General features: G+C 64.2%; 10 protein-coding genes. 5 read left to right on the top strand and 5 right to left on the bottom strand.

The window, feature by feature from the left end:
• Positions 1 to 16: 16 nt before the first annotated feature.
• Positions 17 to 1,702, bottom strand: a complete 1,686-nt coding sequence (gene ptsP, locus M1E17_RS22445; protein WP_457964289.1) for a phosphoenolpyruvate--protein phosphotransferase — start codon at positions 1,700 to 1,702, stop codon at positions 17 to 19.
• A 160-nt stretch (positions 1,703 to 1,862) separates the two neighbouring features.
• Between ptsP and M1E17_RS22440 the strand changes: the two genes are divergently transcribed.
• The 4 genes from M1E17_RS22440 (at position 1,863) to M1E17_RS22425 (ending at position 6,627) form a co-directional block, all read left to right on the top strand.
• Entirely contained in the window at positions 1,863 to 2,591 is a 729-nt protein-coding gene (locus M1E17_RS22440; protein WP_457964288.1) for a TetR/AcrR family transcriptional regulator, read from the top strand.
• Positions 2,592 to 2,719: 128 nt separating this feature from the next.
• Positions 2,720 to 4,783, top strand: coding sequence for a PTS mannitol transporter subunit IICBA (locus tag M1E17_RS22435; RefSeq protein ID WP_457964287.1), 2,064 nt, complete (start codon positions 2,720 to 2,722; stop codon positions 4,781 to 4,783).
• Complete coding sequence (locus tag M1E17_RS22430; RefSeq protein WP_457964286.1) at positions 4,783 to 5,946, top strand: mannitol-1-phosphate 5-dehydrogenase; 1,164 nt, start codon at positions 4,783 to 4,785, stop codon at positions 5,944 to 5,946. Before M1E17_RS22435 ends, M1E17_RS22430 begins: the two co-directional genes overlap by 1 nt.
• Before the next feature lie 129 nt (positions 5,947 to 6,075).
• Positions 6,076 to 6,627 carry an N-acetyltransferase family protein gene (locus M1E17_RS22425; RefSeq protein WP_457964285.1) on the top strand — a complete coding sequence of 184 codons (552 nt, stop codon included), beginning with the start codon at positions 6,076 to 6,078 and terminating at the stop codon, positions 6,625 to 6,627.
• 105 nt (positions 6,628 to 6,732) lie between these two features.
• On the opposite strand, the gene M1E17_RS22420 is transcribed toward M1E17_RS22425, so the two are convergent.
• The 3 genes from M1E17_RS22420 to rraA form a co-directional block, all read right to left on the bottom strand.
• Positions 6,733 to 8,172, bottom strand: coding sequence for a sugar porter family MFS transporter (locus M1E17_RS22420; RefSeq protein WP_457964283.1), 1,440 nt, complete (start codon positions 8,170 to 8,172; stop codon positions 6,733 to 6,735).
• 258 nt (positions 8,173 to 8,430) lie between these two features.
• Positions 8,431 to 10,092 carry an MDR family MFS transporter gene (locus M1E17_RS22415; RefSeq protein ID WP_457964281.1) on the bottom strand — a complete coding sequence of 554 codons (1,662 nt, stop codon included), beginning with the start codon at positions 10,090 to 10,092 and terminating at the stop codon, positions 8,431 to 8,433.
• A gap of 96 nt (positions 10,093 to 10,188) precedes the next feature.
• Positions 10,189 to 10,686 (bottom strand): ribonuclease E activity regulator RraA, encoded by a 498-nt coding sequence (rraA, locus tag M1E17_RS22410; RefSeq protein ID WP_457964280.1) that lies wholly within the window; start codon positions 10,684 to 10,686, stop codon positions 10,189 to 10,191.
• 116 nt (positions 10,687 to 10,802) lie between these two features.
• Between rraA and M1E17_RS22405 the strand changes: the two genes are divergently transcribed.
• Positions 10,803 to 12,089, top strand: coding sequence for an MFS transporter (locus M1E17_RS22405; protein ID WP_457964278.1), 1,287 nt, complete (start codon positions 10,803 to 10,805; stop codon positions 12,087 to 12,089).
• Positions 12,090 to 12,148: 59 nt separating this feature from the next.
• On the opposite strand, the gene M1E17_RS22400 is transcribed toward M1E17_RS22405, so the two are convergent.
• Positions 12,149 to 14,368 carry an FG-GAP repeat domain-containing protein gene (locus tag M1E17_RS22400; protein WP_457964276.1) on the bottom strand — a complete coding sequence of 740 codons (2,220 nt, stop codon included), beginning with the start codon at positions 14,366 to 14,368 and terminating at the stop codon, positions 12,149 to 12,151.
• Between the last annotated feature and the right edge of the window lie 18 nt (positions 14,369 to 14,386).

Raw genomic sequence — 14,386 nt, 5'->3', positions numbered from 1 at the left:
GCCCGGCGTTACCGCCTCAGAGCCCGAGTTCTTCCAGCACGGGCAGTTTCTCCCGCACCCAGGCCCGCGCCTCAGTGGCGCTTGGCGCGGACAGCGCAAGTTTGGCCAGTTGCTGCGCCTCTGCGAGGGTGACAGTCTTCAGCACCGCAGCCACCGCGGCCAGGGACCGTGCGGTCATGGACAGCGTGGAAACGCCCAGGCCGGTGAGGACGACGGCGAGGGCCGGATCCGCTGCCGCCTCACCGCAGACACCCACGGGTTTGTTGTTTCCTTCCGCGCGGGAGCCTTCAACGGTCAGGCCTACGAGCCGCAGGACGGCAGGCTGCCACGGCGTGTTCAGGTTGGCGAGCGGGCCAAGCTGGCGGTCTGCCGCCATGGCGTACTGGGTGAGGTCGTTGGTGCCCAGGCTGGCGAAGCCCACCTCGCGCAGGATGGCCTCTGCGGTCAGGGCCGCGGAAGGAACCTCCACCATAACGCCCGGAGTCTTGATGCCGGCATCTGCGCACATGGAGGCAAAACGTGCGGCTTCCTCGGCCGTCGAGATCATGGGGGCCATGACCCACACGTCCGCCTCGGACTGCTTCTCCGCCAGTGCGATGGCCTCCAGCTGGCGGTCCAGGACGCCAGGCGTGGTGAAATCGGTGCGGTAACCGCGGACGCCCAGGGCGGGATTGGGCTCGGTGGAGTCCGTCAGGAAGGGGAGTGGCTTGTCGGCGCCCGCGTCGAGCGTGCGCAGCACAACCTTCTTGCCGGGGAAGGCATCAAAAACCTTCTTATAGGCGACGGCCTGCTCTTCCACTGAGGGTTCCGTATCCCGTTCGAGGAAGCAGAACTCGGTGCGGAACAGGCCTACTCCCTGCGCGCCCAGCTTGGCGGCCGCCTCGGCGTCCTTGCCGCCGCCCACATTGGCCAGCAGCGGCACCAGATGGCCATCCGCCGTCGCGCCCGTGCCTGTGAAATCGGCCAGCAGCGAAGCCGTGGCCGCCCATGCCTCCGCTGCTGCACGCAGGGATTCGTCCGGCTTGGAGACGACGGTGCCGGCGGCACCGTCCAAATACACTTCCGTGCCGTCCGGAAGTTCGTCCACCCCGACTGCGGCGACGACGGCGGGAAGGCCAAGGGAGCGCGCGATGATGGCGGTGTGTGACTGGGGCCCGCCGCCTGAGGTCACCAGGGCCAGGACCTTGTTCGGGTCCAGGGTGGCAGTGTCCGCGGGAGCCAGATCCTCAGCCACCAGAACGAAGGGGGTGCTGGACGTGGGGATGCCGGGTGCGGGAACGCCCCGGAGCGCGGCGACGATGCGGGCCCGGACGTCCAGGACGTCCGTGGCGCGCTCTGCCATGTAGCCGCCCAGGTTGTGGAGCATTTCCGAGACGGAGGACCCGGACTCCCAGATGGCGCGTTCGGCTGATACGCCGCGGGCAACGAGCTTGGCGGCACCCTTGATCAACATGGTGTCCTTGGCCATCAGTGCCGTGGCTTCCAGGACTGCCTTGCCGTCGCCGGTGGCATGGGCGGCACGGGCTTTGAGCTCGTCATGCACGGCCTGGGAAGCCGACTTGAGCGCGGCGGTGGCTTCCTCGGCGGAGGTTTCCGCTGCCAGTTGCTCTCCCGCCGGAGGTTCGCTGATCGGTTTGGGCATCTGCCGGATGGTGCCGATGATGCGGCCGGGGCTCACGCCTACTCCTGGGAAGTTCTGCACTGAAGGTCCTCATTCTCTGCCGGTAGCCAGGCCCGCCAAGGTTGTCCCGACGCCATGCCGGGGCCGCCGCAACCGCTGTGTGCGACGGCGGAAACGCGCCTGAAAAAATTGTATGTGATGCAGTTCATATAGCAACGCTATAGGTGATAGGGTAGCGGCTATGAGTTTGGATGGCCAGCTTCCCCCCAAAATGAGACTGCTGCGTGCGGCGGCCGAATTGCTGGCAAACTCTGCGGGGGCTCCCGTTTCAACCCGCCAGATCACCCAGCTGGCGGGCGTCACGGCGCCCACGCTGTACCACCACTTCGGTGACAAGGAAGGTCTGTTCGACGCCGTCGTCGCCGCAGGTTTTGAAGAGTATGTTGCGGGCGAGAGGGACTTCGCCCCGTCCGGGCATCCGCTGGAAGACATCCGGCGGATGTGGGACAACCACGTACAGTTCGGCCTCAACCAGCCGGAACTGTACCTGGTGATGTTCGGCAATATCCGGCCTGAAAGCCGCCCCGCCATCGTGGCTGATGCTGAGGCGCTGATGGAGGAGATGCTGAACAAGGCAGCAATGGCGGGCCAGCTGAATGTCCAGCCGCGGGAGGCAGCCAGGTCCATCCTGGCCGCGAACGTGGGTGTGACGCTCATGCTGATAGTGGAACCCGCCACTGAACGGAACCTTGAACTCTCCACCATGACCCGGGATGCCATGATTTTTGCGGTGTCCGCCGAGCAGTCCGCCGGTGCGGGCCCGGATGACTCCGGGAAGTCCTCGGTAGTGGTGGCAGCGATTGCCCTGAACGCCGCGCTTCAGTCATCGCACTCCGACCAGCTCTCCAGCTCCGAACTCAAACTCTTCCTCGAATGGCTGCACCGGATCTCGTCCAGCTCCAACGGCTAGTCAGCGCCCGCAGCCAGGCAGCTTCACCCTTTTGCAACGGCGACACCTTAGAACGGCGACAGCGAACACAGTTGCCGTCACCATCGGACCATCCTGCGGAGCAGCAGGAATCACGGTTAGGAAATCACATGGCAACAGAGACAGTTGCAAAGCCCCGCACCAGCATGCGGGTAGGCGTCCAGAAATTCGGGACGTTCCTGTCCGGCATGATCATGCCCAATATTGGGGCGTTTATCGCCTGGGGCCTGATCACGGCGCTTTTCATCGAAAAGGGCTGGATTCCCGTTCCCCAACTGGGCGGCTTTGGCGAGACAAACGGTGTGCCAAACACAGGCCTGGTTGGCCCCATGATCACCTACCTGCTGCCGCTCCTGATCGCCTACACCGGTGGGCGGATGGTCTATGACGTCCGTGGCGGCGTCGTGGGCGCCATCGGCACCATGGGCGTGATCGTGGGTGCCGGTATCCCGATGTTCATCGGTGCCATGATCATGGGCCCCCTTGGCGGCTGGACCATGAAGAAGATCGACTCCCTCTGGGACGGCAAGATCCGGCCCGGCTTTGAGATGCTGGTGAACAACTTCTCTGCCGGCATCTGGGGCGGGCTGCTTGCGATGCTCGGCTTCTATGGCATCTCCCCGCTGGTCACTGCCTTCAGCACCGCGGCGGGCAACGTGGTCCAGTTCCTGGTCAACAACGGCCTCCTGCCGCTGACCAGTATTTTCATTGAGCCTGCCAAGGTGCTGTTCCTCAACAACGCCATCAACCACGGTGTGCTGACCCCGCTGGGCATCCAGCAGTCGCTTGACCAGGGCAAATCCATCCTGTTCCTGCTGGAAGCCAATCCCGGCCCGGGCTTCGGCATCCTGCTCGCCTACATGCTGTTCGGGAGAGGAGCGGCGAGGGCTTCAGCTCCGGGCGCCGCCATCATCCACTTCCTTGGCGGTATCCACGAAATCTACTTCCCCTACGTCCTGATGCGCCCGCTGCTGATCCTGGCCGCGATCGCTGGCGGCATGACGGGCATCGCCACCCTGGCCATCACCAACTCCGGCCTCGTGGCACCGGCGGCGCCGGGGTCCATAATCGCGGTGCTCGCCCAGACCGCCCGTGACAGCTACCTGGGCGTGATCCTCTCGGTGGTGCTCGCTACCGCGGTTTCGTTCCTGGTTGCCTCAGTGATCCTCAAGACCACCAAGCACAGCGACGAAGTTGGGCTCAGCGATGCCACCAGCCGCATGGAAGCCATGAAGGGCAAGAAGAGCTCGGTCTCCTCGGCCCTGACTGGCGCAGGCACCGCAGGCACTGCTGTCATCGCCGGACCCATCAAGAACATTGTGTTCGCCTGCGACGCCGGCATGGGCTCCAGTGCGATGGGAGCTTCCGTGCTGCGGAACAAGATCAAGGCTGCCGGTTTCCCGGAAGTCAAAGTCACGAACGCCTCCATTGCCAGTCTCGACGACAATTACGACGTTGTGGTCACCCACCAGGACCTCACCGAACGCGCCAAACCTGTCACCTCCAGCGCCGCACACTTCTCCGTGGACAACTTCATGAACAGTCCGCGGTACGACGAGATCGTCGAGCTGGTCAAGAGCAGCCACACTGGGAAAACCGAGATGGAAATGTCAGAGGCCAAGGCTCCCGACGCCGCCGCACACGGCGCCCATGCGGCCGATGTTCCTGCCGGAACAGCCCCCGGCGCTGTCGCAACAGGAACCGCTGCCGCCGGCGCTGCCGCAAGTCCCGCCGTCGGACGTGCTGAGATCCTGGCGCCGGAGAGCGTGATCCTCAACGGCACTGCCACCACCCGCGATGCCGCGATCGACGAAGCCGGCCGGCTCCTGCTGGCGCGGGGCGCCGTGGACGAGGGCTACGTCACCGCCATGCACGAGCGCGAGGAATCTGTCTCCACCTATATGGGCAGCTACCTGGCCATCCCGCACGGTACCAATGCAGCCAAGGACCACATCAAGAGGTCAGCGGTTTCCGTGATCCGCTACCCGGACGGCATCGACTGGAACGGCAAAGAGGTGAAGTTCGTGGTGGGCGTGGCCGGCATCAACAATGAGCACCTCCACATCCTGTCCTCCATTGCCAAGGTGTTCACCGACAAGTCCCAGGTGGCCCAGCTGGAAGCAGCAACCACTGTGGATGAAGTGCTGGCGCTGTTCGGAAAGGTCAACTCATAGTGAAGGCGGTACATTTCGGTGCGGGCAACATCGGCCGCGGCTTTGTGGGCCTCCTGCTGCACCAGGCCGGGTATGAGGTGGTTTTCGCAGATGTCGCCGACGAGCTCATCAACCAGCTCGCCGGGGCGGACAGCTACGCGGTTCATGAGGTGGGCGAGAATCCCACAGTCAGGACCGTGACCAACTTCCGCGCACTCAATTCGGGCATGGAGGAAGCACGGCTGGTGGCGGAAATTGCGACGGCGGACATCGTCACCACCGCTGTGGGGCCGCACGTCCTGAAGTTCGTGGCGCCCACCATCACCAAGGGGATCGCCGCCCGGGACACCTCGCTGCCGCCGCTGCAGGTGATGGCTTGTGAGAACGCCATCAATGCCACAGACATCCTGCGGGCAGAGGTTGCCGCGCTCTGGGACGACGCCGCAGGTTCACTCGACTCCATGGCCGTGTTCGCGAACACGGCCGTGGACCGGATCGTGCCCAACCAGGAACCCGGACAGGGCCTGGATGTCACGGTGGAGACGTTCTACGAGTGGGTCATCGACCAGACGCCCTTCGCCGGGGCCGCGCCGGTGATTCCCGGGGCCACCTTTGTGGACGAGCTTTCGCCGTACATCGAACGGAAGCTTTTCACGGTGAACACCGGGCATGCCTCGGCGGCCTACTTCGGCTTCGAGGCAGGCCTGGAGAAGATCTCGGATGCCATGGCTGACCAGGATGTGGCCGAGGACGTGCGGGCGGTCCTGGAGGAAACCAAGCAGCTCCTGGTGGCCAAGCACGGCTTCAACAGCGACGAGCAGGAAGCCTACGTCCAGAAGATCCTGGTCCGGTTCTCCAACCCGCACCTGCCCGATACTGTCCACCGCGTAGGCCGGGCCCCGCTGCGCAAACTCAGCCGGAACGAACGCTTCATCAGTCCGGCTGCTGAGCTGGCCGAACGCGGGATCGTGCCGGAGGCCCTCCTGGGGGCCATCGCCGCCGCGCTGCGCTTCAACGATCCCGCCGACGCAGAGGCAACGGAACTGGCACAGATCCTGGCATCGTCATCTCCGGATGCCGCGACAGAGAGGATCACGGGCCTGGCTCCCGGGCATCCGCTGTTTGCTGCCATCTCCACCCTGGTGGAGGAACGCCAGGCGGAGGTGGCCAAGGCCCCGGCCTGACCTCCTCCCCGACGCTCTCTCGCCTTTGGCAGCTTTTGGCGGAACCCTCCCCCGCACGACGCCGGCACTCACCCGAGTGCCGGCGTCGGACGTTTCTGCTCTTGCTCTGCTTTTGCTCTGCTTTGCCTCATGGGGATCCGGATATGCAATGCTGGGCTGGTGACCCCAAACCCAGGTGCCCTCTCCGCCCTGCTGACTGCCGACGTCGACGGCGGTAGGTTCCTCCTTCGCCGCGCCCTGCGGACGGATGTGGCGGCCATCGTTGGGCTGCTCGCCGATGATTCGTTGGGGGCCGCTCGCGAAAGCGCGGAGGATCTGGCGCCCTACGAGGAGGCCTTCGGGGCGATCGACGCGGACCCCAACCACTTGCTGGTGGTGGGCGAACTCGTGCCTCCCGGCGAGGCGTCAGGGCAGGTAGTGGCAACGTTCCAGCTGAGTTTCCTGCCGGGAATTTCACGCCGCGGTTCGTGGCGTGCCCAGATTGAGGCTGTCAGGGTGGCGGCAAGCCTGCGCGGCCAGGGGATCGGCAACCTCATGCTGAACTGGGCCATCGAAGAGTCACGGACGCGGGGCTGCACCACGATGCAACTGACCACCCACAAGACGCGCAAGGACGCCCACCGGTTTTACGAGCGGCTTGGCTTCGATAGGAGCCACGAAGGCATGAAACTTACGCTCTAGAATCCCCAACTGGGTCGCAGTAAGTGTCGTTATGAGCGCTCATAACGACACTTACTGCGACCTACTTGGGGGAGAGGGGCGGACGCGGGACAGGGAGGCAGTCCCTTACGCCTTCGCGGATCCCTTGGGCACAAACAGGGTCTCGGCCTGTTCCAGGGACATGCCATTGGTTTCCGGTACCTTGAACATCACAAAGAAGAATGACGCCGCTGCGAACAGTGCATACATGGCGTAGGTCAGCGGCAGGGAGGCGGCCGCCATCACGGGGAAGCTGAGCGTGATGGCGAAGTTGGCCACCCACTGCGCCGCCGCAGCCAGGCCGAGCGCGCGGGCGCGGATCCGGGACGGGAAGATCTCGCCCAGGAGTACCCACACCAGGGGCCCCCAGGAAGCGCCGAAGCTGACCACAAAGATGTTGGCAGCCACCAGGGCCACAGGACCCCAGGCGCCCGGCAGGGAGATGTCCGGGCCGGAGCCCACCGCGGAGGAGAACGCCAGGGCCATGGTGCCGAGGGAGGCAGCCATGCCGATCGAGCCGGCCAGCAGGATGGGGCGGCGGCCGATGCGGTCCACCAGCGCGATAGCCACCAGGGTGACCAGGATATTGGTGATGGAGGTGGCCACGGAGATGGTCAGCGAGTCCTTCTCCTGGAAGCCCACGGCCTTCCACAGCGTGGTGGAGTAGTAGAAGATCACGTTGATGCCCACGAACTGCTGCAGCACGGAGAGGGTAATGCCCACCCACACCACAGCCTGAAGACCGAAGGTCCTGCCGCGGAGCGATCCCTTCTGGCCCGCCAGCTTGTCCTCTTCGATGGCATCCTGGATTTCGCGGATGTGCCTGTCTGTGTCTTCGGCCGGGGCGATGGAGTCGAAGACCTTGCGGGCTTCCTCGTCTTTGCCCTGGAAGACCAGGAAACGCGGGGACTCGGGGAGGGTGTAGGCGATCCAGCCGTAAACCACGGCAGGCACAGCCGCGGCCAGGAACATCCAGCGCCAGGCTTCAATGCCCAGCCAGAACCCCTGGTCCGCTCCACCAGCGCTGGTGGCGAAGAGGGCATCGGAGAGGAGTGCGGCGAAGATACCCGTGGTGATGGCCAGCTGCTGCAGCGAGGCCAGCCGGCCGCGCACCTGCCGGGGGGAGATCTCCGAGATGTAGGCGGGGGCGATGACTGAGGCCAGCCCGATGCCGAGTCCTCCCACCAGGCGCCAGAAGATCAGGTCCCAGACGCCGAACGCGAATCCTGTCCCGATGGCGCTGACCAGGAACAGCAGCGCGCCAAGCTTCATGGCGGGAATGCGGCCGTAACGGTCGGCAACCTTGCCGGCCAGGTAGGCGCCCGCCGCGCAGCCCAGCAGGGCAATGGCCACGGCGAAGCCGGTGACGGCCTCGGAGAGCGCAAACTCGTCCTTGATGGCGTCAACAGCGCCGTTGACTACCGACGAGTCGAAGCCGAAGAGGAAGCCGCCCACCGCGCCCGCCAGGGCCAGCCAGATCACCCGCTGCGGGATCTTGGCGGTTATCTGCTCCTTGGCGGTGGACATGGTACTCCCTGGGTTTGGGGTCGGGTGGCTGCGGTGCGGACGTCGTCGGCTACGGTACCGGCCAGACGCCGGCGCACACGCGCTACACAGTGTGGCACGTCACCGCCCACTGTTCCACTTGAGCCCCACCCGCCCCACAACGAAAGGCGACGACGGCGGGATGCGTGCCGTCGTCGTCCATTACTGAAGGCCCGGCATTCCGGGAAAACAAAACGGCAGGCAGCCCAAAAAGACTGCCTGCCGTGATGTGGCGAGCCGTCAGTGCGCGGGCACTGCCTCCGGCTCCTTCTGCGGCGCGGCTTTCGGGTCCGTCAGCTTCTTGTTCGGCAAGGCGAAGCTGATGAGGAAGGCGATCCCCGTGAGTACTGCCGCTGTGATCATCACGGTGTCGATCGCGTAGGCGAATCCTTCGGTGATGGGCCGGGTGAGCACGGTGTTGGCGGTGTGCAGCCAGCTGGTGTCGTTGAGGGACTCGTTGGATGCGCCGTGCTGGAAGAACTCATAGAGCTTGGCGTTGGCGGGGTCGGCGGCCACGGCCGGGTCATTGAGCACGGCCTGGTAGTCGGCACTGCCCATGGCCGATTTCATGGTGTCAGCTATGCGGCCCGCGGCCAGGCTGAAGAGCATGGAGATGAACACCGCAGTGCCCACCGCACCGCCCATCGAGCGGAAGAACGCGGCGGAGGAGGTTCCCACGCCCATGTCCTTCGCCGGGACGGAGACCTGCATGGCCAGGGTGAGCGGCTGCATGCAGAAGCCCAGTCCCATGCCGAAGAAGACGGCAATGAGTCCTGGCACCCAGAGCCCGGTATCCACGCCGAGGGTCAGGCCCATGGCCAGAGCGGCGGCGGTCAGGATGGCCGTACCCATGATGGGGAAGATCCGGTAGGTGCCGGAGGCGGAAATGGTGCGGCCGGCCGTGATGGAGCCGGTGAGGATGCCCGCGGTGAAGGTGATCATCATCAGGCCGGCCTCAGTGGGGGTGAGCCCCTTGACCAGCTGCAGGTACATCGGAAGCATGGCGATGGCCCCGAACATGCCGACGCCGATGATGAAGTTCAGGAGCGAGGACAGGCCGAAGGTCATGTTCTTGAAGAGCCGGAGCGGAATCAGTGCGTAGTCTCCGGCGCGCTTCTCAGCCAGCAGGAACCAGACGATTCCCACCACGCCCAGGCCGTAGCAGAGGAACGAACTTGGGGACGTCCAGCCCCAGCTGCGCCCCTGCTCCGCGACGAGCAGGAGCGGCACGATGGCAAGGGTGATGGCTGCTGCACCCCAGTAGTCGATTTTTTGCTTGACGTGCTTGGCCGGCAGGTGAAGGTAGAGGAACACCACGGCCAGCGCTGCCAGGCCGATGGGCAGGTTGATGAAGAATACCCAGCGCCACCCGTCGAATCCCAGGATGTTGGCGGAGCCGGCGAAGGCGCCACCGACCACTGGGCCCAGGACTGAGGAAATGCCAAACACGGACATGAAGTAGCCCTGGTATTTGGCGCGATCCTTGAGGGAGACGATGTCGCCGATGATGGTCAGGGCGAGGGCCAGCAGGCCGCCGGCGCCCATGCCCTGGATGCCGCGGGCGATGGCCAGCTCCGTCATGGAGTGCACGGACCCGGCGTACAGCGAGCCTGCCAGGAAGATCACGATGGCGGCAAGGTAGAGGGGGCGGCGGCCGAAGATGTCGCTCAGCTTGCCGTACAGCGGAGTGCTGACGGTGGAGGTGATGAGGTAGGCGGTGGTGGCCCACGCCTGGAGGGAGAGCCCGTCCAGGTCGTTGGCGATGGTGTAGATGGACGTGGACACGATGGTCTGGTCCAGCGATGAGAGGAACATGCCAAGCATGAGTCCCACCATCACTGTGACTGTTTGCCGGTGCGTCAGGGTTTCTCCGGCGGCCCGCACTGCGGTGGATTTGGACATGGCTGCTCCCAGGAAAAAGAGGAATTGGTACTAATAGTTGCTTCCAGTAACTATGTCAGTTCCGTTTTTGTTCCCGCAGCCTGAATTTATTCCCGCTCAGCGCTCCACGAGGATGCCGTCGGGGTCGCACCAGACGGTGATGCCGGGGCGGAAGGTCACGCCGTCGATCTCCACGTCCACGTCAACTTCCCCGGCGCCAGCCTTGGCACTCTTTCGCGGGTTGCTGCCCAGGGCCTTTACCCCGAGGTCCAGCCGGGCGATGGCCTCGCGGTCCCGGATGGCGCCATTGATCACCACGCCGGCCCACCCGTTCGCGACGGCGCTTTCGGCAATCATGTCGCCCATCAGGGCCGTGCCCAGCGATCCGCCGCCGTCCACCACCAGCACCGCACCATCGCCGGGAGTCGCCAGCGTCGACTTCACCAGGGCGTTGTCCTGGAAGCAGCGGATGGTCCTGACCGGCCCGCTGAAGTGTGAGCGGCCACCGAGGGACTGGAACTGCAGGGACACCGAGGCCAGGTCTTCGCCGCGCTCATCGTAGAGGTCTGCGGTGTTGACGGCCTGGGCGGACTGGTTTCCTGCGGCTGTTGTCATGCTTCTCCTGAAGTTTGGGCGCCGCTGAATGGCAGTTTGCGGTAAGACAAGCGGTGCAATGAAGCCCACGATAGTCTGATTTTCAGAATCACCAACTGTTCCAGGGGGAACCAGCCATGAGCCTGTCCAACACACCCGCACCGCCGGATCCCGGCGCCGCAGCGGACGGCATGACGGCGGCACTCGCCGAACCCACCCGGAAGGTCACCGCGCGCTGGGTCACCGGCCTGGTGCTGGTCAACGTTGGTATTAATGCGGCGTTCTTTGGACCCATCAACGTCTTTATCGGCCTGCAGGCCATCGGCATTGACGAGGACAACAAGGAAGCCATCCTGTCCCTTGTGACAGCGTGCGGCGCCGCCGTGTCACTAGTGGCCAATCCGTTGTTTGGCGCCCTCTCTGACCGCACCACCTCCCGCTTCGGCCGCCGCTCGCCTTGGGTGCTGGCCGGTGCCATCCTGGGGACGGCCGCGCTCCTGGCCCTGTCAGGCGCAACGACTGTCGCTCTGATGGTGCTCTTCTGGTGCCTGGTGCAGCTGGGAGCCAACGCGGCCTACGCCGCCATTACAGCTGCCGTCCCGGACCGTGTTCCGGTGCTTCAGCGCGGCGGTGTGGGCGGTTTGGCTGCCATGGGCCAGACGGTGGGAATCCTGATCGGGGCGGTGTTCGGCGCCGTCGTCAGTGGCAACTACATGGTGGGATACGCCTTATGTGCTGCGGCGCTCATACTCTCTGTGCTGCCGTATCTGTTCCACCGGAACGATCCGCAACTGCCTAAAGGTGAGAAGGTTCCGTTCCGGCTGGGGGAGTTTGTCCGAAGCTTCTGGATCAGCCCTGCCCGCCACCCGGACTTCGCCTGGGCCTGGCTGACCCGCTTCCTGGTCAACGTCTGCAACCAGATGACCATCGTGTACCTGCTGTTCTTCCTCCGGGACGTCCTTAAGCATGAGGACCCGGCGCTGGGGGTCCTGACCCTGACTGGCATCTATGCGGTGATGGTGATGATCACCGCTGTGGTGGCGGGCCCGTGGAGCGACCGGCTGGGCCTGCGGAAGCCGTTTGTGATCGGGTCCTCCGGAATCATTGCCGCGGCGGGACTGACCATGGCCTTCTTCCCGGTCTGGACCGGCGCCCTCATTGGAGCCGGCATCCTGGGCGTGGGGTTTGGCGCTTACCTTGCCGTTGACTTCGCGCTGCTCACGCAGGTACTGCCTCAGGCGGCGGACCGAGGCAAGGACATGGGTGTCATCAACGTGGCCAACTCGCTGCCGCAGGTGTTCGCGCCAGGCCTCGCATTCCTTGCGGTGACGTACTTTGGCGGGTATCTGACACTGTTCATCACGGCCGCCTGCATCGGGCTCCTGGGCGCGGTCTTTGTGGTGAAGATCAAGGGCGTTGACTGACCCCTACGGGCCATGACTGTCATCAGGCTTGTGCGAAAGACACCGCTGTTTGCCGGCGGCTAGAAAACAAATTTCAGTGTGTTCCAGTCCGGGCCGCTGGGATGAGGACCGGTCCAGCCGGTGGCGTTGTGGTGATAGACCATCAGGACTCCTCCACGGTCAATGGCGTAGAGATCGTTCCAACCGTCCCCGCTGGTGTCGCCGATGCTCCCCACATTGGCCATCACGTCCCAGCCGGTTCCAATGGTGTGGACGCCGAAGATGCCCCCGAGCCCGTCACTTTGGTAGAGGAACAGTTCGCCGTTGCTGTTGCGGGCCAGGACGTCAGGTCCGCCGTCGCCGTCGAAATCGCCGGGGGCGAAGATCTTATCGAAGATGTTCCACCCCTGACCCACCTGGAAGGGGGCGAGCCAGCCGCCATGCCCGTTACCCGGATAAAGCAGCAACCGGCCATTCCTGTCTTTGGCCAGGACATCGCTTGTCCCGTCGCCGTTGAAATCTCCAGGGCCCATGATGTCCGTCATTCCGGACCAGCCGGTTCCCACGACTGACGCGTGAAGCCAGCCCCCGCGGCCATCCCCCTGATAGAGCAACAGGTTGCCACTGGAATCCCGTGCCATGACGTCCACGTTGCCATCGCCGTTGAAATCGCCCGGCGAGAGGACGAGATTGAAAACACCCCAGCCCCGGCCGACGGCGAGCGGAGACTCCCAGCCGGACGGGCGGGCCCCGTACAGACGAAGGACGCCGGTCTGGTCCACCGCAAAGAGGTCGTTGAACCCGTCACCGTTGAAGTCGCTGAGTCGTGATGCCTTCCCAATCGGTCCAACGTCGTTACTGACCGACCGGGCGACCGTCTGGCCATCGAAGTCGACCACGGCCACCGCACGAACAGTGCGTCCAACATCCGCTTGGGTGGGCCGGTAGGTGTCTCCCGTGGCAAGGATAATCGCCGGGTCCGCGGAATCCTTCCATTCGAACCCGACTGTCGGGGCGGCCCCTTCGGGCAATGCCGTGACAGTCGATAGATCGAAGCTGGCCCTGAGTTCACTCCCTACCCGGCTGCCCCCGGTGACAGTTGTTGGCCCCGAGCGGGAGAAATAGATGGGATTGGAAAGGACCGTTAACGCCCTGTGACCTGCCAGCATTGCAGTCTGTTCGTATTCGAGCACCGATCCCATATCACTGGCTGAGGTCGCATAGAACCTCGAATCGCACCACATCGCGCCGCAGTGGGGCTTGCCATCCCGTAGCCACCTGCCCCACACCTGAGTTGGTGCCTTCGACCAGGTCCCTCCCGTTGGACTGGGTCTAACGTCACCCATGCTCAGGACGTATTCAACGTTGTCCGGGTAGTTTCCAATTGAGAGCTCAGGCGGAGTTAGGTTCTCGAACGTTTGTAGCGGTTTATCGGGGTTCACTACGAAAAAGTCGCCATCCCAGTTTGGCCAAAACCCCCGGCCGAAACTATATGCGGCCTGGCCGCCAAGGTAGGACACTGCAACTGACTTCAGCTGATATTCACCTTCGAGGAAGCTGGAATCGATGGGGATGCGCACCTCGCCTGTGAATGGGCGGGGGGCCGGGCTCCCTGTCCATTCGAAGACCTTTGCGTTCAGCAGGGACTCGTCGTTGAAATGGAGTTTGACCTTTTGAGCAGGTGCCGAGAGGCTGAAAGCAATAACCGCCTCCTCCCCCGGGACAAGGACACCGCCCGAGGTTACCTCCACCCCAACCAGGTCAGGGCGGGCTGCGGTGAGTTCGGTATTGACCACAGTGAAATCCGCGGCGCGCAACCACTGGCCTCCCGGATGGCTACGGTATGTCGTCCCACCAGAATGGGTATGGGTGTCCCAGAACGATATGGACTCCACAAGATAGAGACCGCCGAGCCACGAGCCGGCATCGGTGGGCAGACTAATGACGTGCTGAGTCAGTTCGGGCCCGTCTTGGTCTCCCCAACTGAAGTCCCGGGGAGGGTACTGTCCGTTGGCGTTGGACAGCCTCAATCTCCCGAAGGCCACCGGGATGTCAGTGCTGAAGTGCATGATCACGGTGTCCCCGGCGTCGATAGTGTCCGGGGAGGTGCGCTCAAAGTGTGTTAGCACGGGGCCCATTGCTTCAGCCGGCGCCACCGGGACCAGGGCGAAGGCGATCAAAAGTGCGCAGAGCAGGGCCGCCGTCGTGCCTCGTGCAGTGCCACGTGACGGCCCTTCGCGGAGTCGTGCGCGGCCGTTGCGCGTTGAACGTCCTTCAAAAGATGAACTGGAATACGCCATGGAATCCCCCTGAATTGC

This window comes from Arthrobacter sp. D1-29, assembly GCF_054130585.1.
Note: the sequence above shows the minus strand (reverse complement) of the source record. Positions and strands in the feature narration are given on the sequence as shown.